Here is a 19482-nt window from a genome sequence, read left to right as displayed (position 1 = left end):
GGGTTGCGAAGGCTGATCACACCGCTTCCTCCACAACGTTCTGTTCAGGTTTGAAACGGCGCGCCAGGCGATCGAAGTACAGGTAGATCACCGGTGTGGTGAACAGCGTGAGGACCTGGCTGACCAGCAGCCCGCCGACCATCACCAGGCCCAGCGGCTGGCGCAGCTCGGCGCCGGAGCCGCTGGCGAGCATCAGTGGCACGGCGCCGAACAACGCCGCCAGGGTGGTCATCAGGATCGGCCGGAAACGCAGCAGTGCGGCCTGGTAGATCGCGGTCTGCGGGTCCATGCCCTGGTTGCGTTCGGCTTCAAGGGCGAAGTCGATCATCATGATCGCGTTTTTCTTGACGATACCGATCAGCAGGATGATGCCGATGATGGCGATCATCCCCAGGTCATTGCCGGTGAGTATCAGCGCCAGCAAGGCGCCCACCGCCGCCGACGGCAGGGTCGAGAGGATGGTGATCGGGTGGATGTAGCTCTCGTAGAGCACGCCGAGCACGATGTACATGGTCACCACGGCGGCGAGCACCAGCAGCAGGGTGCTCGACAGCGAGGCCTGGAAGGCTTCGGCCGCACCCTGGAAGCGGGTCTGCACGCCCAGCGGCATGCCGATGTCCTTCTGCACCTGCTCGATGACCTGCACCGCCTCGCCCAGGGACACGCCTTCGGCCAGGTTGAACGACATCATCACCGCCGGGAACTGGCCGATATGAGCGATAGCCAGTTGCGCCTGACGTTCCTCGACGCGAGCCAGGGCCGACAGCCGGACCTGCGCGCCATCGGTAGTCTTGACATAGATCTGATCCAGCACCTTGGGCCCGATGCTCGACGCGGCGGCGGCCTGCAGCACCACGCGGTACTGGCTGGCCTGGGTGTAGATGGTGGAAATCTGCCGCTGGCCAAAGGCGTCATACAGCGCATTGGTGATTTCCGAGACGGTCACGCCGAGGCGGCTGGCGGCGTCGCGGTCGATCACCAGGAAGACTTGCAGGCCCTTGTCCTGCAAGTCACTGGCAACGTCGGTGAGTTCCGGCCGCTGTTGTAGGGTCTGCACCAGGGTGTCGCTCCACGTCGACAGCAACTCGGCATCCGGCGAAGACAGGCTGAACTGGTACTGGGTGCGGCTGACCCGGTCCTCGATGCTCAGGTCCTGCACCGGCTGCATGAACAGGCGGATGCCGCTGAGGCGGTCGACCCGTGGTTGCAGGCGGGCGATCACCTGGGCCGCGGTGAGGTCGCGCTCGCCGTGGGGCTTGAGGTTGATCAGCAGACGACCGCTGTTCAGCGTCGCGTTGTCGCCATCGACACCGATATAGGACGACAGGCTTTCCACCGCCGGGTCTTCGAGAACCAACGCGGCCAGTTCCTGCTGGCGCTGGCTCATGGCGGTGAAGGAGATCGACTGCGGCGCCTCGGAAATACCCTGGATCACCCCGGTGTCCTGCACCGGGAAGAAGCCCTTGGGCACCACCAGATACAGCAGCACGGTCAGGCCCAGGGTCGCCACCGCCACCAGCAAGGTCAGCGGCTGGTGCCGCAGGACCCACTGCAGGCCGCGGCCATAATGCTCGATCATCCAGTCGATCCAGGCACCGCTGGCACGGTAGAAACGGCCCTGCTCTTCTTCCTTCGGCTCGCGCTTGAGCAAGCGCGCGCACATCATCGGCGTCAGGGTCAGGGACACCACCAGGGAAATCAGGATCGCCACCGCCAGGGTGATGGCGAATTCGCGGAACAGCCGCCCCACGACATCGGCCATGAACAGCAGCGGGATCAATACCGCGATCAGCGAGAAGGTCAGCGAGATCAGGGTGAAACCGATCTGCCGGGCGCCCTTGAGCGCCGCCTGCAACGGCGTCTCCCCTTCCTCGATATGACGGGCGATGTTCTCCAGCATGACGATGGCATCGTCCACCACGAAACCGGTGGCGATGGTCAGCGCCATCAGGGTCAGGTTGTTGATCGAGAAGCCGGCCAGGTACATCACGCCGAAGGTGCCGATCAACGACAGCGGCACCGCGACCGACGGAATGATGGTCGCACTGACCCGGCGCAGGAACAGGAACGTGACCATCACCACCAGGGCGATGGCGATCAGCAGTTCATGCTGCACGTCCTTGACCGAGGCGCGGATGGTCTGGGTGCGGTCGGTGAGCACCACCACGTCGAGGCCGGCCGGCAGGTTGTCGGTAATCGACGGCAGCATCTGCTTGATCCGGTCCACCACCTCGATGACGTTGGCCCCCGGCTGGCGCTGGATGTTCAGCAACACCGCCTGGTTCTGGTTGGCCCAGGCCGCCAGGCGCTCGTTCTCGGCACCGTCGACGATCTCGGCGACATCCTTCAGGCGCAGCGGCGCGCCGTTGGCGTAGGCGAGGATCAGGTTGGCGTATTCCTCGGGGGAGCGCAGTTGATCGTTGGCGTCGAGCATCGACACCCGGGTCGGGCCGTCGAAGTTGCCCTTCGGCTGGTTGACGTTGGAGGCACCGACCAGGGTGCGCACATCGGCAAGGTTCAGCCCCGCCGAGGCCAGCGCCTCGGGGTTGACCTTGATCCGCACCGCCTGGCGCTGGCCGCCGGCGATGCTGACCATGCCGACGCCGCTGATCTGGGCGATCTTCTGCGCCATGCGGGTGTCGACCAAGTCATTGAGCTTGGGCAACGGCATGGTTTTCGAGGAAATCGCCAGGGTCAGCACCGGGGTGTCCGCCGGGTTGACCTTGTTGTACACCGGCGGTGCCGGCAGGTCGCTGGGCAGCAGGTTGCTGGCGGCGTTGATCGCGGCCTGGACCTGTTGCTCGGCGACATCCATGTTCATTTCCAGGCTGAAGCGCAGGGTCAGCACCGACGCGCCACCGGAACTGGTGGACGCCATCTGTGTCAGGCCCGGCATCTGCCCGAACTGGCGCTCCAGCGGCGCGGTCACGGCGCTGGTCATTACCTGCGGACTGGCGCCCGGATAGAGGGTCATGACCCGGATGGTCGGGTAATCCACCTGGGGCAAGGCCGCCACCGGCAGCAATTTGTAGGCGATCAGGCCGGCCAGGACGATGGCCAGCATGCTCAGCGTGGTGGCAACCGGACGGAGGATGAACAGCCGCGAGAGGTTCATGCGCCAGCCTTGCCTTGACGGGCCGGACGCTCAGGCACGGCCGAGACATCGTTTTTGTCCTGGCCTTGCAAATGCTGGCCGGGCGTCGTCGGAACCTCGGCGGCGTCGTCCACCACGTCAACCACGGTGCCGTCGCGCAGGCGATCGGTGCCTTCCAGCACCACCCGCTCGCCCTTGGCCAGGCCTTCCTTGATCACCGTGCGCTCGCCGTCGCTGGCGCCCAGCTTGAGGGTGCGGATATGCACCTTGTTCTCCGCGTCCACGACATAGACGAAGGTGCCGTTGGTGCCGAACTGGATCGCCGCCGCCGGGGCGGTGATCACGTCTTTCTGGGTGTCGGCGAGCAGGCGCACGTTGACGAACTGGTTGGGGAACAGCGCTTCGTCCTGGTTCTCGAAACGCGCCTTGAATTTCAGCGTGCCGGTGGTGATGTCGATCTGGTTGTCGAGGCTGCGCAGCACACCGACGGCCTGCTGGCGAGTGTCGCCGCGGTCCCAGGCCTCGACCGGCAGCGGCGCGCCACTGCGGAAGCGCGCGAGCACGGTGTCCAGGTCGGTTTCCGGCAGGGTGAAGGCGACGGTGATCGGTTGGGTCTGGGTGATCACCACCAGCGCGGTGGTGTCGTTGGCCGCCACCAGGTTGCCCAGGTCCAGTTGACGCAGGCCGAGGCGACCGCCGATAGGCGCGCGGATTTTAGTGAAGTCCAGGTTCAGCTTGGCGTCGTTGACCGCCGCCTGGTTGGTCTTGATCGTGCCTTCGTACTGCGCGACCAACGCGGCCTGGGTATCGAGGGTCTGCTTGGCGATGCTGTCTTCGGCGAACAGGCCTTTATAGCGCGCCAGGTCAATCTGGGCGTTCTTCAGTTGCGCCTGGTTCTGCGCCAGGGTGCCTTCGGCCTGTTGCAAGGCGATCTGGTAGCTGCGCGGATCGATCTCGGCGAGCAGGTCGCCGGCCTTGACCTGCTGGCCTTCCTGGAAGTGCACCTTGACCAACTCCCCCGCCACCCGGCTGCGCACGTTGACCGTGTTGGTCGCGGTGACCGTGCCCAGCGCCTTGTAATACAGCGGGAAGTCGCCCACCGCTGCGGACGCTACGCGCACCGGAACCGTGGCGGTCGAGTTGCCGAAGCCCGGACGCCCCGGACCACCCATGGGACCCGCGCCGCCGCGCCGGCCCACTGCCGGCGCCTCGCCTTTGGCCGGGGCCTTGGTTGTCGTCGATGCCGGCCACAGCCACCAGCACAGGCCGGCGACCAGCAACAGAATCAACAGGCTGAACAGCCAGCGGCGGGAAGAACGGGAGGAAGATTGCATGGGTTGACCGACCATATCTGCGCAGGAAACTTTGAAGGAGGCTGAACGATAAGCACTCGGGACCGATTAGCAAAGCGCCTTTACCGGCAATTTACTGATCACTGACGTAGCCAAGGCCCTGAACTTTAAATGAAAACGGCCTGGACAAAGCCAGGCCGTCATCACGTTTCAGGTTTTTGCGGGCAAGCCCGCGAGCGACTTACTTCAGGACAGCCAGGGCTGCCTCGTAGTTCGGCTCTTCGGCGATTTCGCCAACCAGCTCGCTGTGCAGCACCTTGTCGTTCTCATCGACGACGACTACGGCACGGGCGGCCAGGCCGGCCAGCGGGCCGTCGGCAATGGCAACGCCGTAGTTTTCGAGGAACTCGCGACCGCGCAGGGTCGACAGGTTCTTCACGTTGGTCAGGCCTTCGGCGCCGCAGAAACGCGCCTGGGCGAACGGCAGGTCGGCGGATACGCACAGCACCACGGTGTTGGCCAGTTCATTGGCCTGGGCGTTGAATTTGCGCACGGAGGTGGCGCAAGTCGGGGTGTCGACGCTCGGGAAGATGTTCAGCACTTTGCGCTTGCCGGCGAAGTCCTTCAGCGACACATCAGCCAGGCCCTCGCCGACCAGCGAAAACGCTGGCGCCTGAGCGCCGGCTTTCGGCAGCTCGCCGTTGACCTGAACCGGATTGCCTTTGAGAGTCACTTGAGCCATGAACGGAGTCCTTATGCGAGAGGATAAAAGGACCCAGAGTTAAGCACGAAAGTCGGCGTCCACCTATGGGCGGAATGCAAATTGTTGAATTGCCGGACAATTTTTGTGGACAAAATGGGGTTAAAAAACCGAACAATCTGTCGCGACGGCCCTCCGGACCGTCGCGCCACAAGCATCAGGGAAGCAGCGAATACACCACCGACGACAGCGCCACCAGCCCGACCAGGGTCACGAATACGTTGGACATCGCGCCACCGTATTTGCGCATCGCCGGCACGCGGCGGATCGCGTACATCGGCATCAGGAACAGGATCGCCGCGATCACCGGGCCGCCCAGGGCTTCGATCATGCCGAGAATGCTCGGGTTGAGCGTGGCGACGATCCAGCACACCACCAGCATCAGCGCGGCGGTCACCCGGTCCAGGGTCTTGGCCTGGGGGCGTTTGCCGGTCTTGAGGATGATGCCTTTGAGGCCTTCGCTGGCGCCGATGTAGTGGCCGAGGAACGACTTGGCAATAGCGACGAAGGCAATCAGCGGCGCGGCGAAGGCGATGGTCGGGTTGCTGAAGTGGTTGGCCAGGTAGGACAGGATCGACAGGTTCTGCGCCTTGGCTTCGGCCAACTGCGCCGGGCTCAGGGTCAGCACGCAACTGAAGACGAAGAACATCACCATCGCCACCATCAGCAGGTGCGCACGGGCCAGGATCTGCCCGCTGCGCTGGTCGGCGTGCTCGCCGTAGCGGCGTTTCTGGTCGACGGCGAAGGCCGAGATGATCGGCGAATGGTTGAAGGAAAACACCATGACCGGGATCGCCAGCCACAGGGTATGCAGGAAGGCGCCGCCCGCCGGCAGTTCACTGGCGGTGGCGAGGATGCCGCCGTTCCAGTGCGGAACCAGGAATACCGCGAGAAACGCCAGGGCCACGATGAACGGATAAACCAGCAGGCTCATTGCCTTGACCGTGGCCTGCTCACCGCAACGCACCACGGCCAGCAAGCCGAGGATCAGCACGAACGACAGCAGCGCCCGCGGCGGCGGCTGGATGTGCAGTTGATGCTCCATGAAACTGCCGACGGTGTTGGTCAGCGCAACGCTGTAGATCAGCAGGATCGGGAAGATGGCGAGGAAGTACAGCACGGTGATCATCGCACCGGCGCTGAGACCGAAGTGTTCTTCGACAACTTCAGTGATATCGCCGTCGCCGCGCCCGGAGAGGACGAAGCGGGTCAGGCCGCGGTGCGCGTAATAAGTCATCGGGAACGCCAGCAGCGCCAGGATCAGCAGCGGCCAGAAGCCGCCGAGGCCGGCGTTGATCGGCAGGAACAGCGTACCGGCGCCGATCGCGGTGCCGAACAGGCCGAGCATCCAGGTGGTGTCTTGACGGGCCCAGCTACCGAGGGTCGCGGCTGGGGTCGATTCAAAGCGTTGTTCAACGCTCGGGGCCTGCTCATTCATTCCGGGTGCAACTCCACACGCAAGACTGCAACAGCGCCGGAAGTGGCGAAACAGACGCCTCAACGCACCCCGGCCATCAAAGAGGGGCGCGATTGTGCGCTGAAAGGTTGCACTTGCAAAGCCCTGTCCGAGGAATGGTTGCACCGTTGCGGTGCGGGGACAGACTGAAAACCGAGGGGGTTGCTAAAGGCCGCACTGTAGGAGCGGCTTCAGCCGCGAACGGCGGCGAAGCCGTCGTAAAACCTGAATCCCGAATAGGCTGATGCACCCGGAATTCCGGTTTTGTGGCCGCTGCCGCGGCCAATCGCGGCTGAAGCCGCTCCTACAAGGTCTTGTACCAGGCGATCGGATGAAGTGCGAAAGATCACTGCACCGCAGCAAACGCCTCGGCCACTTGTTGCAGGTTGTCCGGGCGTACGCCCGACATGCACACGCGGCCGCTGTCGATCAGGTACACACCGAACTCGTCACGCAGGCGACGCACCTGGGCCACGCTGAAGCCGGTGTAGCTGAACATGCCGCGCTGGCTGAGGAAGAACGAGAAGTCCTGGCCCGGCAGCAACACCGCGAGGGCGTCCACCAGACCTTGGCGCATTTCCAGGATGCGCAGGCGCATCTGCTCGACTTCCGCCACCCACTGGGCATTCAGGCCGGCATCGTTCAACACCGTCGCCACCAGTTGCGCGCCGAACGCAGGCGGGCTGGAGTAGTTGCGGCGCACAGTGGCCTTGAGCTGGCCGAGCACGCTTTGCATGGTGTCGGCGTCGTCGCAGACCACCGACAGGCCCCCTACCCGCTCGCCGTACAGCGAGAAGATCTTCGAGAACGAGTTGCTGACCAGGCACGGTACGCCGGCACGCGCCGCTTCGCGGATGGCGAAGGCGTCGTCCAGCAGGCCCGCGCCGAAGCCCTGGTAGGCGATGTCGAGGAACGGGATCAGGTTGCGCGCCTTGACCACCTCGATCACCTGTTGCCATTGCTCCTGGTTCAGGTCGGCGCCGGTGGGGTTGTGGCAGCACGGGTGCAGCAGGACGATGCTGTTGGCCGGCAGGGTCTGCAGCGCCGCGAGCATGCCGTCGAAGTTGACGCCGCCGGTGTTCTGGTCGAAGTACGGGTAGGTGTGAACCTTGAAACCGGCACCTTCGAAGATCGCGCGGTGGTTGTCCCAGGTTGGATCGCTGACCCAGACCTGCGATTCAGGGAAGTAGCGCTTGAGGAAGTCGGCGCCGACTTTCAGTGCGCCGGAACCGCCGACGGTCTGCACGGTGGCGACACGGCCGCTGGTCACGGCCGGGTGATCGGCGCCGAACAGCAGGTTCTGGATCGCCTGACGGTAGCCGGCCAGGCCTTCCATCGGCAGGTACAGCGAGGCTTCGTGGGGCTTGTCGGCCAGGCGCTTCTCGGCCTCGCCCACCGCCGCCAGTTGCGGCACCACGCCGGCGGCGTCGTAATACAGGCCGATGCTCAGGTTGACCTTGTTGGCCCGAGGATCGGTCTTGAAGGTCTCCATCAACGAGAGGATAGGATCGCCGGCATAGGCATCGACATGTTTGAACACAGCGCGCAACTCCTTGGGACAGGGTCAATCGAACAAAGTGTGTCGAGGATACCCGGAGTGCGGGCGCAGGAACATGCCCTTGGTGCAACCGTTCAGTGCAGAACTGCACGTGGGACGTTTGCATCCGACAGTCGCCCTGCCGGATGCAAACGCGCGGTTAGTTACCGGCGTCTGGATTGAGGTCCGGGTCGGCGTTGCCGGTCTTCTGTCCCAGCGGATCGATGTTGTCCGGATTGGCCGGATCCTGGCGCTGGTCGATGCCTGGCGCCGGGGCCAGTTGCAGCACCTCGTTGGTGTAGGCCCACTCTTTGGCGACCAGATCAGGATGGTCGTTCAGGTGCATGCCGTAGCTGGGGATGATCTGTTTCAGCTTTTCCTGCCAGGCCGACGAGGCGAGACGGTCCTTGAACACCTTCTGCATCAGGTCGAGCATGATCGGCGGCGCGGTGGAAGCGCCCGGCGAGGCGCCCAGCAGGCCGGCGATGGTGCCGTCCTTGGAGGCGACCACTTCGGTGCCGAGCTTGAGCACACCGCCCTGGTTTTCGTCCTTCTTGATGATCTGCACGCGCTGGCCGGCCTGCCACAGGCGCCAGTCTTCCTTCTTGGCTTTGGGGAAGTAGGTCTGCAACGCGGCAAAGCGGTCGTCATCGGACTGCATCACTTGGCCGACCAGGTATTTCACCAGGTCGAACTCACGCAGGCCCACGCGCATCATCGGCCAGGTGTTGTGCAGCGACATGCTGGCGAACAGGTCGAGGTAGGAGCCTTCCTTGAGGAACTTGGTAGAGAACGTGGCGAACGGCCCGAACAGAATCACCCGTTTGCCGTCCAGCACCCGGGTGTCCAGGTGCGGCACCGACATCGGCGGCGCGCCGGTGGAGGCGATGCCATAGGCCTTGGCCATGTGTTGCAGGGCGATGTCCTGGTTGTCGGTGACCAGGAACGAGCCGCCGACCGGGAAGCCGGCGTAGTCCTTGGCCTCGGCGATGCCGGATCTCTGCAGCAGCGGCAAGGCCGCGCCACCGGCACCGATGAACAGGAACTTGGCGTCGGTGGTGGATTTGCTGCCGTCCTTGAGGTTCTTGTACTCGACGCGCCACGAACCGTCGTCGTTGCGGGTGATGTCCTCGACCTCGCTGGACAGTTTCAGGCTGAAGTTCGGCCGGGTCTGCAGGTAGGCCACGTACTGCCGGGTGATTTCGCCGAAGTTGACGTCGGTGCCGATGGGCGTCCAGGTGACCGCGAGCTTCTGCTGCGGATCACGCCCGTCCATCATCAGCGGCACCCATTTCTTGATCTGCTCGGGGTCTTCCGAGTACTGCATGGGCCGGAACAGCGGGCTGGCCTGCAGCGCTTCGTAGCGTTTCTTCAGGAAGCGGATGTTGTCGTCGCCCCAGACAAAGCTCATGTGCGGCGTGCTGTTGATGAACGAACGGGGATTCTTCAGCACGCCGTTCTTCACCTGCCAGGCGAGAAACTGCCGGGTGATCTGGAAGGATTCGTTGATTTCCACGGCCTTGGTGATGTCCACCTTGCCGTCTTTTTCCGGTGTGTAATTCAACTCGGCCAGGGCCGAGTGGCCGGTGCCGGCGTTGTTCCAGCCGTTGGAGCTCTCGTTGGCGACCTTGTCCAGACGCTCGACCAGTTCCATCGACCAGCCTGGCTCCAGTTCGTTGAGCCAGATTGCCAGGGTCGAGCTCATGATGCCGCCGCCCACCAGCAGCACGTCGACCTTCTTCGTCTCGGCGGCCTGCGCGCTGGCGAAGCCGCACAGCAACGTCAGCCCGGCGAACGCCGCTCTCCATTTCATCCCGATCGTCATGTTTTCTCCCACGAGGCGAGCCTCGATGTGATTGGCGTGAATTCCCTGCCCATTGGACCGACCGCCGGCACCCCGTGCCGCGGTCTTCGCGCCTTGATGCACGCAAGGCAAGCGAAGCCCGATGGCGGTCCGTGAAGCACATGGCTTCGAGGGCCGCGACCGGCGAACAGTTCAAAGGCTAGCTCAGCCCGCGCGGCCTGCCGTGCAACGTTTCAGGTCACGGCACGGGTTTGCGCGGCGATACTCATAGACAGGACGAACGACATCGGGTGTTCTTTTGCGCCGACCAGGCGTCGACGCGAACGGCAAACATCAAAAAATCCTGATGCCAGCCATCGCAACGATGAATTTTTCCTGATGCGAAGCCGACATACTCTGGCCTGGAACCCGCCCGGCCCAACCCGGGGCAGCCGAGTGTCCACAGAGGCACCGGATCTCGATAACAACTCCAATACCTGCCGAGGATCCCCAATGCCCGTCCCTCTTCCGTCCAACCAAGACGAGCACCTGCTCGCCAGCCACGGCTATCGCCAGGAGCTGGACCGCGGCCTGAGCCTGTGGTCGTCGTTTTCCGTCGGCTTCGCCACCATTTCCCCGGTGGTCGGCATCTATTCGGTGATGTCCCTCGGCGCCATCAGCATCGGGCCGTCCTGGGTGTGGATCGTGCCGCTGTGCCTGTTGCTGCAACTGAGCGTGGCCCTGGTCTACGCCGAACTGTCGTCGCAGTTCCCGCTGGCCGGTGGCTGCTATCAATGGGTGCGCCGGCTGGTGGGTGACCGCCTGGCCTGGTTCACCGGCTTCCTTTATCTGGCCGCGGCGCTGGCGTCACTGACCACCGTGGCCTACCTCGGCGGTTTCTGGCTCGGCTTGCTGATCACCAACGAACCGCCCTCGGCCAACACCCAGGTGGCCTGCGGCGCGGCGCTGCTGGCGCTGGGCCTGGGAGTCAACCTGCTGGGCATCAACCCGCTGAAGTACTTCGTCAACGCCGGAATCTTCGCCGAAGCCATCGCCTCCATCGGCATCGGCGTGCTGTTGCTGCTGTTCTTCCGCAACCATGATTTCAGCCTGCTGTTCACCAGCATGGGCGCCGAAAGCGCGTCCGGCGGTTCTTACGTGAGCGGCCTGCTCACCGCGCTGGCGGTGTGTGGCTGGGCCTTCCTCGGCTTCGATGCCTGCTCGCAACTCTCCGAAGAAACCACCGACGCCCGAGTCTCCACCCCGCGGGCGATCCTGCGCTCGATGCTGGTGGTGGGCCTGACCGTGATGCTCACCGCCTTCGCCGTGACCCTGTCGTTCAAGGACCCGGCCGCGGTGGTCAGCGGACAAATCATCGACCCGGTGACCCCGGCGGTGGTGGATGCCTTCGGCGCCTGGGCCGAGCGGCCCTTCGTCGCCATCGTGCTGATCGCGTTCGTCGCCTGCGTGGTCTCGGTGCAGACCTACATCGGCCGGGCCATCTTCGGCATGGCCCGCGACGGCATCCTGCCGGGTTCCGCGCTGCTGCGCCGGGTCGACCGACGCAAAGTGCCAATGGCGGCGATGGTCTTCAGCACCCTGGTGGCCAGCCTCGGCCTCGGCCTGGGCCTGAACGCCACGGCGGTGGGCACGCTGATCGCCTTTGGCAGCGGCGGCTTCTTCTTCGTCTTCCTGATCGTCAGCGTCAGCGCCTTGTACGCCCGCCTGAGCGGTCGCTGGGACCCGGCCAAAGGCGCCCTGCAACTGGGCCGCAAAGGCTTGGTGATCAACATCATCGCGGTGTGCTGGCTGCTCTTCGAAGCGGTCAACGTGGCCTGGCCGCGGGAACTGCTGGCGCCGCCCGGCGCGCCGTGGTTCCAGGTGTGGGCGGTGGTGGTGGTGTTCTCCGTCCTGGCCCTGTTCGGCCTGGCGTACCTGCTGATCGCCAAGCCTCATCGCCGTATCGCCACCAGCCTCAGCTTCGCCGGTCGCGCCGTCGACTGATCATCCCCTGCCCGCCCGCTCCACTCACCGGCCTCGCGCTGGCGGGGCGGGCTTGTGCCTGAAAAAAGGAATTCGCCATGTCTACCCTGCATTACTGGAACTACCCCACCGAGATTTTCTGCGGCGCCGGCGCCCTCGACCTGCTGGCCCAGCGCTGCGCCCTGGCCGGCATGCGTCGCCCGTTGCTGGTGACCGACCCCGGCATGCTGGAACTGCCGCCGCTGCGCGCGGTGCGTGCGCATCTCGACGCACAAGGCGTCGACTACGCGCTGTTCCACGGCCTGTCCGGCAACCCGAGCCTGGACGAGGCCCGCGCCGGCGCCCGGGTATTCGCCGACGGCCAGCACGATTCGCTGATCGCCCTCGGCGGCGGCAGCGCGCTGGACGCGGCCAAGGGCATCGCCCTGCTCAGCCGCGATCCGCATGGCCTGGAACGCTTCGAATGGACGCAAATGCTGGAGCACTTCCCGACCCTCGCCGACTACCCCGCGCTTGGCCTGCCCGCGCTGATCGCCATCCCCACCACCGCCGGCACCGGCTCGGAACTCGGCCGTGAAGCGGTGCTCACCGACACCGTGCAAGGCGTGAAAAAGGTCATCGGCCACCGCGAGCTGCTGGCCCGCTGCGTGATCCTCGACCCGGCGCTGACCACCGGCCTGCCGGCGAAACTGACCGCCGCCACCGGCATGGACGCCCTCACCCACCACCTGGAAGCACTGTTCTCGCCACTGCATCACCCGATGTCCGCCGGCATCGCCGTGGAAGGCGTTCGCCAGGTCAAGCTGCACCTGGAAAACGCCGTGCGCGATGGCAATGACCTGGTTGCCCGCGAAGGCATGCTGGTGGCCTCGGCCAGCGCAGCGGTGGCATTCCAGAAAGGCCTCGGCGGCGTGCACGCCCTCGCCCATCCGCTGGGTGCGCGCCATCACCTGCACCACGGCTTGCTCAATGCGGTGTTGCTGCCCTATGTGCTGCTGGCCAACCGCAGCGCCATCGAAAGCGACGCCGCGCGCCTGGCGCGTTATCTGGAACTGGACGATGCCAGCTTTGACGGGCTGCTGGCCTGGGTGCTGGAACTGCGTGGCCGGGTGGGGATTCCCGCGACCCTCGCCGAACTGGGATTGACCGGCGAGGATGCCGTGCAGATCGGCGAGCTGGCGCTGGCGGATATCTCGTCGTCGGAGACCAATGCGTTGCCGCTGACGGCTGCCGACTATTCGCGGATCTACCGCAATGCGGTGGCTGGGAAGTTGATCTGAGCGTTTTTCTTGGGGCCCACCGCTGCCCTCAAGCTGCGCACAACTAAATCCCTAATCCATGCACCGCCAGCAGGTCCTCGATAAACGCCCGCGCCGCCTCACTGCGTGGCCGGCCGGTGTAGGTGATCATGCTGTGCACCACCTCGTAGCGCAGCCGCTCGGGTTGCAACGCCCGCATGCGGCCGCGCTCGATCCAGATCTGCGCATAGTGGGTCGGCAGGTAGCCCAGATGGGTACCCGCCAACACCGCGTGGGCCACCGCTTCCATGTGATAGGCGGTGGCCCGGCTGCGCTCGGGGCGCAGCGGCAGGTCCTGGTTCTCGGGAAGAAAGCCGTGGCTGATCCAGTTGCACGCGGCAATACGCTCCAACGCCGGCTCTGCCTCGTCGAACAACGGATGCCGATCGCCACAGAACACGCCGATCTCCTCGGTGTACAACGGCAGGTAATCCAGGCTCGGCCGCGAGCGGCTGAAGTACGACACAGCCAGGTCCAGTTGCCCGTCGATTACCGCCAGTTCCAGCTCGGTGGGTGAGTTGACGTACAGGTTCAACTGCACGTCCTGCTCACGCTGATAGAAGGTCGCCAACGCCTCGCCGAAGCGCGCCTGCGGCAGCGTCGCCACGTTGTCCGCCAGCCCCACATACAGATCGCCCACCAGATTGCCCGACAGCGCCTGCGCCTCGTCACGGAACAGGCCAATGGCGTCGAACATCGCCTGCGAGGCATCGAGAATCCGCTTGCCCTTGGCGGTCAGGCGAAAGCCGCCCTTGCCGCGTTCGCACAGGCGATAGCCAAGGCGTTTTTCCAGGCTGCCGATGTGCATGCTGATATTCGACTGGCTCATGTTCAACTCGGCCTGGGCCGCAGTGAAACCGCCGCATTTCACCACGGTGGAGAAGATGCGCAGCAGGCGCAGGTCGAGGTCGGTGACGGTTCGGAGCATGGCGGGATTCGGAACATTTGAGGGGTGCCCAGTGTAGACCGGCGCCTACAGACTCCGGAGATTTTTCTTACCCGAACACTGTTCATCGCGGCGCTGCGGGCGTAGCTTCAACCCGTCAGCCAGCCAGTAGAAATTCCATCGCCATGTCGACGCCCTCTCTCAACGCCCTGCGCATCTTCGAAGTGGTCGCTCGCCACGGCAACTTCCGCCTTGGCGCCGAGGCGCTGGGCGTGACCCAAGCCGCCGTGGCGCAGCAGATCCGCGGGCTGGAGGCCAGCCTCGGGCTAAAGCTGTTCGAGCGCCTGCCCCGCGGCCTGGCCCTGACCGAGGCGGGCCGCTCCTATGCCGTGAGCATTCGCAAGGCCTTCGAGCTGATCGATGAAGCCACCCGCGCGCTGCGGCCGGAGCCCACCCACCTGACCATCAGCGTCACCCCGAGCCTCGCTTCGCGCTGGTTGATCCCGCGTTTGTCCGGGTTTACCGAGCGCCACCCGGAAATCGATCTGCGGGTGCTGGCCACCGAGCGCCTGTCGCATTTCCAGACCGACGCCGTGGACATCGCCGTGCGCTACGGCAACCCGCCGTTCGGGCCGGGCCTGAATGCCGAGTTGCTGTTCGACCAGCGCATCGTCGCGGTGGGCAGCCCCGCACTGTTACAGGCCCAAGGCATGCCCAAGGGCTTCGCCGACCTGCGCAATTTCGTCCTGCTGCACGATGCCCACAATTTCTGGCCGCAGTTCATCGCCCAGGTGTTCGAGCATCCCGCCGAGGTCACGCCGAAGAACGTGCGGTTCAACCAGACCTCACTGGCGATCGAAGCGGCCATCGCCGGACAGGGGCTGGCGCTGGCCAGCCATTTCTTCGTCCGCGACGATATCCGCGCCGGCAGGCTGCAGGCCGCTGTCGAGGGCGAGTTGAGCGCAGAAACCGGGTTCTGGCTGGTGTGGCCGCGCAAGTCCCGACACCCGGCAGCGCAGGCGCTGGTACGGCAGTGGCTGGAAGAACAGGCAAGCCAGTAGTTTTTCTATCGAATCAGAGAGTTTGCACTGGCTCTCTCCTGCGGCGCCGCGTTGATAGGCTGGACACCTGTTCATCCTTGCCGGAGCACGCCCGTGTCAGCCGAAAAAAACTCACGTTCCGCCGTTATGGCCTTCGTTTTTCTCGGGCTGATCTGGGGTAGCAATTTCATCTTCGTGAAGTGGGCCGCGCAACACATTAGCCCGCTGCAAATCACCTTGATGCGGGTGCTGTTCGGTTTCCTGCCGGTCATGGCCTACGCACTGCTCAAGCGCGAGCTGCGCTGGGCGCACTGGCGTCACGCGCATCATTTCGTGGTGATGTCGCTGCTGGCCACGGCACTGTATTACTACGCCTTCGCCCTGGGCACGGCACTGCTGCCGTCGAGCGTGGCCGGCGTGCTCAGCGGCGCAATCCCGTTGTTCACCTTTCTCGGCGCGGCGCTGTTCCTGCGCGGAGAAACCATCAACGGTACGCGGATCGCCGGGGTCATCCTCGGCTTTATCGGCGTGCTGCTGATCGCCCGGCCCTGGTCCGCCACTGGTGACATCAGCCTGGGCGGGGTCGGCTATATGCTGGGCGGCTCGTTGTGCGTGGGGCTTTCGTTCGTCTATGCGCGGCGCTATGTCAGCCCGCTCGGCCTGCCCGTGGCGGCCTTGACCACCTACCAGATCGGCTTCGCCCTGCTGTTCTTGCTGGCCGTCACGCCCATGCGCGGCATCGACGCGCTGTTCGCCGATACCCGCACCTGGATGGGGCTGACCCTCGGCCTGGGTCTACTGGGCACCGGACTGGCGTATATCGCCTACTACCACATCGTCGAATCCCTCGGCGCCATTGCCGCCTCCAGCGTCACCTACATTCCGCCGGTGGTCGCACTGTTGATCGGCGTGGTGCTGGCCGGTGAATCCACGGACGCGGTCGCCCTGCTAGCGATCGTGTTTATCCTCGCCGGGGTGGCCTGCCTGCAGATTGGCGGGCTGGCCCGCCGCGGGGCTTCGACACCGGCAGTTGACCCGGCAGCACGGGTTCATCAATGATCGGCGCTCGCCTCAATTGGACAGGAACACTTGATCATGGATGTACGCTGCACCTCCCTCGACGAAGTTCGCCAACACATCGACCGCATCGACCGCGAGCTGGTCACCCTCCTCGCCCGACGCGGCAATCTGGTCGCCCAGGCAGCCGCCTTCAAGAAAACCTCCGATGACGTCCGCGCCCCGGCGCGAGTCGAACAGGTGATCGCCAAGGTGCGCGGCATTGCCGAGGAAACCGGTGCCTCGGCGCAGGTGGTGGAACAGGTCTACCGCGCGATGATCGATGCGTTCATCGCCGAAGAGCTGAACACCCATGCGGCGCTGGCCGAAAAGGCGGCACGCCCGCTGGCATGACAGCTAGCCCGTGACACCCTCGGCCCTTCTAGGCTCTTCTGCATGGCAATTAGTGTGATGGAAACATCCGCAAATAAATCCGACAATTCAGATTTGTCTGCTTCGCATATGGCCCTATGCGGGCCGAACCGGCGCTCGTGCCAAACTAAGACACTGATATTAAAGCGCTACGCAAAAACGTCTTCTTTTTTCTTCCAATCTGTCCATTTTGTAGTTGGCTCTTCAGGATATTTTCTTAGTATTCGCTTCTCTCCTGCGGTTTTCAGCTTTGCGTTCTCATTCCAGGCGGCCCAGCCAGCAGCTCTTACTGCCCCGTAGATGGTCATGATCTTTGCGGTGCCGATTCCGAAGTCTTGCATTGCATACTTCAGTATCAGGTCTGCCTCTTCCCTAGAAGTTGTTTGCTCCCAATACAGGTAGTCATGGATAACTGCCGCATACGCATACTCACCGTCAGTGGGTAAAGCAACCCAGAATGCTCTAGGTATGCTCGCGAAATCCGTAACGAAGCCTACGGACACTTGTACCGATGATGGTGCTTGCCCAGGGTTTGGTTTCCAGTTGATTTCCTTGGTTAGGTAATAATACCGATCCGCAAAGCGCCCGAGTTGCAACGGGTTTACTACCGCATGCAGCGTTTCCTGTTTTCGTTTGATGATCCACTCATCAGCAGCGACAGGGTCGGAGTATTGCTCATCCGCTGAGGCTGCGTAGGCGTACGGGATAAATGGAAGTGCCACACAAGATTTGATAAGAGCTCTGCGCGAAATTGACATATATATCCCCTGGTTTAATTTTGCTCGTAATTACCCTTTACGGCCTCTGTCGTGATGTCTAGTAGTCCGTTTATGTAGTTTTCGTTGCTAGGGCGGGAAAAATCAGCGCAATCACCCATTCCTATGAATGCAACCATTATGCTCCCGTACTCGGATTTAATATTTGGGCGTGGATGCTGTTGAAAAATGTATGCACCAATCGCGCCGGCGTTGTTTCTTGTGCATCTCGGGCGCTTTTCGTTCATCAGCATGATGATGTTTTTATCGAATTTACCGAAAGGTATGCCTTGGTATCCAAAGGGAATGTAATTATCAAATACCTTTGCTAAGGCCTCTTTGGTCTTTCTGGGTATTTTATGGGCGGGAACTGGAGAGAATTTTTCTGAAACCAATTCTCGAGTGATCTTTCTAGATGTAGTGGTTAGGCCGGACGTCTTTTGGTCCATGGTCCTCTTGGTTGCGTCCGTATTACTAATGTTGAATATTACACTTTTTGATCTTACCGGAATCTCCTGCTGTTCCAACCAGTCGTTTAGACGTTCATCGAGCCCACCTAGATCAGTTTCAATCTCCCAACTCCCAATAGTTAGAACCTCTTTACCTTCACCGATTGGATATTCGCCCTTTATAAGTATGGACACGTACTCTATGGCATCAGGGAAGTGGTTGGCTGGTGTTAAGGCGTAGCCGTGCGTTACATAGCTATCGGTTTTGCGCCCTTTTCCAATTGGGCTTATGAAGCCAAATTCGTATTTAGATATTAATGTAGCTAGCGGCGGCATCAGTGTCGGGGCGGAAAAGGTCGCTCCACCATTTGAAAAGCTACATTCGGCAGCTTTTTCCAAGTAGTCGTAGGTCTTCTTCTTTTGGCCGCTTTGGTAGTTGATCTTGTAGGCGCTAATCTCTTCAGCTGACGCTGAACGGAGACATGTAATCGAGTTCGTTTCATCTGCCGAATTCATCATGCATGAGAACCCTTCAAGACCTGGTGCGGGAAGGGATTGAAGGAAGCAGACGGCGGAGTGGCTCCCCCCTGACTTTTCATAGACTTCATGCTCAATGTCGGTTTCTGGCTCGCGACATTCCGCTGAGAAATCTCCTTGAGTTATGTTGTTGGATAGCTCTTCGATTTGCTGGCAATTTTGCAGGATGTCAAAATTAATCTCTGCGCTTGCAAATGGAGAGGTAAGCAATGCGCTGATGATTAGTAGCGTCTCAGTTGATCGTGCCATAGATGTTATCCTGAAAATTTTCGTGTATTGCTCTTGCATTGGGCTCATTTGTCTCAGAGAAAACGCCAAGTCGAAATGCTTGAACTCGTTTGCTTGGGGTGTCATGAGGGTTATGGGAGTTATCTGACGGTATATATACGCCGGCCAGCTCTATGTTTCGCTCGAATCTAGCTAATGGCTCGCCTGGTATGCCGGTGTTGAAAACTATTCCAGCCAAATAGTCTGCGCCAAGCTCAACTTGATTTCGCGAATATAAAGCGTCTAGGCTTTTAAATCCGCCGCTCGCTTCTAGTTGCAACACGTGGCCAAGTTCGTGGATGACCGGTGCGATAACCTTGTGACCAACATTGGATGAATATGCAACTGTGTATTTTGCGTTTGAGCCTTCCATCGCTTTTGTTGTTCCAAACAACAGGCCGTCGCAACCTTTGAACTCAACCAGAGATGGATCTATCTCTAATACCTTGAAAGCAATCTTAATTAGATCGTTGCTTTTCAAGTCAAGCGGATCTGTGTTGGCTGGGTCGCAGCGAATGGCCGTTGTGCTTTCATTGCCGACTTCGACGGCGTTCAGGCAGTAAGGCTCTTCTGCCAAAGTGCACGGGAGAAATAGCAATGCTATTGCTCCTACGAGAGGCTTCGACATTCCATATCCCTCACTGGCAATAAGTGTTCCACATAAGGCCGCCGGTTTGGCACATGGCATTGCATGGCTGCGCTATGGCGACGCCGCTTTGGCACCTATTGTCAGGAATACGAGCCCCGGGCATTGCAGGCCCCCAACAACCGCAGCCGGATATTTGCGTACCTGATGGAGCACCTGCAGGTTCTTCCTCATCGTCCTCCTCTATCTCTTCCATTTCGCCATCTAAGACTCGGTTTACATAGCTCCGAGACTTGTCACACCTCTCAGCAATCGAGCTGATAGTGTCTCC

General features: G+C 62.2%; 15 protein-coding genes. 5 read left to right on the top strand and 10 right to left on the bottom strand.

Annotated features, from left to right (window positions below):
* Positions 1-16 precede the first annotated feature (16 nt).
* The 6 genes from NTD82_RS28380 to mqo all read right to left on the bottom strand — a co-directional run bounded on the left by NTD82_RS28380 (position 17) and on the right by mqo (position 9952).
* Positions 17-3115, bottom strand: coding sequence for an MdtB/MuxB family multidrug efflux RND transporter permease subunit (locus NTD82_RS28380; RefSeq protein ID WP_262131127.1), 3099 nt, complete (start codon positions 3113-3115; stop codon positions 17-19).
* Positions 3112-4428, bottom strand: coding sequence for an MdtA/MuxA family multidrug efflux RND transporter periplasmic adaptor subunit (locus tag NTD82_RS28375; protein WP_262131126.1), 1317 nt, complete (start codon positions 4426-4428; stop codon positions 3112-3114). The genes NTD82_RS28380 and NTD82_RS28375 overlap by 4 nt, the downstream gene beginning before the upstream one ends.
* A 199-nt stretch (positions 4429-4627) precedes the next feature.
* Positions 4628-5128 carry a thiol peroxidase gene (gene tpx, locus NTD82_RS28370; protein WP_095155211.1) on the bottom strand — a complete coding sequence of 167 codons (501 nt, stop codon included), beginning with the start codon at positions 5126-5128 and terminating at the stop codon, positions 4628-4630.
* Positions 5129-5303: 175 nt separating this feature from the next.
* Positions 5304-6584, bottom strand: coding sequence for a serine/threonine transporter (locus NTD82_RS28365; RefSeq protein ID WP_262131125.1), 1281 nt, complete (start codon positions 6582-6584; stop codon positions 5304-5306).
* 364 nt (positions 6585-6948) lie between these two features.
* A complete protein-coding gene (locus NTD82_RS28360; RefSeq protein ID WP_262131124.1) occupies positions 6949-8142 on the bottom strand; it encodes an aromatic amino acid transaminase in 1194 nt (397 codons plus the stop codon).
* 157 nt (positions 8143-8299) lie between these two features.
* Positions 8300-9952 (bottom strand): malate dehydrogenase (quinone), encoded by a 1653-nt coding sequence (gene mqo / locus NTD82_RS28355; protein ID WP_262131195.1) that lies wholly within the window; start codon positions 9950-9952, stop codon positions 8300-8302.
* 483 nt (positions 9953-10435) lie between these two features.
* Here mqo and NTD82_RS28350 point away from each other — a divergent pair, with 483 nt between their 5' ends.
* Positions 10436-11926: an APC family permease gene (locus NTD82_RS28350; RefSeq protein ID WP_262131123.1), complete on the top strand. Its 1491-nt coding sequence runs from the start codon at positions 10436-10438 to the stop codon at positions 11924-11926.
* A 77-nt stretch (positions 11927-12003) separates the two neighbouring features.
* Positions 12004-13185 carry an iron-containing alcohol dehydrogenase gene (locus tag NTD82_RS28345; protein WP_262131122.1) on the top strand — a complete coding sequence of 394 codons (1182 nt, stop codon included), beginning with the start codon at positions 12004-12006 and terminating at the stop codon, positions 13183-13185.
* A 43-nt stretch (positions 13186-13228) separates the two neighbouring features.
* Here NTD82_RS28345 and NTD82_RS28340 read toward each other — a convergent pair whose 3' ends face one another.
* The gene (locus tag NTD82_RS28340; protein WP_095155217.1) at positions 13229-14131 is read right to left on the bottom strand and encodes a LysR family transcriptional regulator; all 903 of its coding nucleotides are present in this window, start codon (positions 14129-14131) and stop codon (positions 13229-13231) included.
* A 143-nt stretch (positions 14132-14274) separates the two neighbouring features.
* On the opposite strand from NTD82_RS28340, the gene NTD82_RS28335 reads away from it, so the two are divergent.
* The 3 genes from NTD82_RS28335 to NTD82_RS28325 all read left to right on the top strand — a co-directional run bounded on the left by NTD82_RS28335 (position 14275) and on the right by NTD82_RS28325 (position 16539).
* Positions 14275-15150 (top strand): LysR substrate-binding domain-containing protein, encoded by an 876-nt coding sequence (locus NTD82_RS28335; RefSeq protein WP_262131121.1) that lies wholly within the window; start codon positions 14275-14277, stop codon positions 15148-15150.
* Between the two features lie 93 nt (positions 15151-15243).
* Positions 15244-16188 carry a DMT family transporter gene (locus NTD82_RS28330; RefSeq protein WP_262131120.1) on the top strand — a complete coding sequence of 315 codons (945 nt, stop codon included), beginning with the start codon at positions 15244-15246 and terminating at the stop codon, positions 16186-16188.
* Positions 16189-16224: 36 nt separating this feature from the next.
* Entirely contained in the window at positions 16225-16539 is a 315-nt protein-coding gene (locus NTD82_RS28325; protein ID WP_262131119.1) for a chorismate mutase, read from the top strand.
* Positions 16540-16706: 167 nt separating this feature from the next.
* Here NTD82_RS28325 and NTD82_RS28320 read toward each other — a convergent pair whose 3' ends face one another.
* Genes NTD82_RS28320 through NTD82_RS28310 form a run of 3 tightly spaced genes read right to left on the bottom strand, consistent with a single transcriptional unit; the run spans position 16707 to position 19193 of the window.
* A complete protein-coding gene (locus NTD82_RS28320; protein WP_262131118.1) occupies positions 16707-17315 on the bottom strand; it encodes a DUF1353 domain-containing protein in 609 nt (202 codons plus the stop codon).
* Positions 17316-17329: 14 nt separating this feature from the next.
* The gene (locus NTD82_RS28315; RefSeq protein ID WP_262131117.1) at positions 17330-18547 is read right to left on the bottom strand and encodes a hypothetical protein; all 1218 of its coding nucleotides are present in this window, start codon (positions 18545-18547) and stop codon (positions 17330-17332) included.
* On the bottom strand, positions 18531-19193 hold the full coding sequence (locus NTD82_RS28310; RefSeq protein WP_262131116.1) for a hypothetical protein: 663 nt from the start codon (positions 19191-19193) through the stop codon (positions 18531-18533). The genes NTD82_RS28315 and NTD82_RS28310 overlap by 17 nt, the downstream gene beginning before the upstream one ends.
* Positions 19194-19482 lie beyond the last annotated feature (289 nt).

This window comes from Pseudomonas sp. 5P_5.1_Bac1, from assembly GCF_025466015.1.
Classification (GTDB): Bacteria; Pseudomonadota; Gammaproteobacteria; order Pseudomonadales; family Pseudomonadaceae; genus Aquipseudomonas.
Note: the sequence above shows the minus strand (reverse complement) of the source record. Positions and strands in the feature narration are given on the sequence as shown.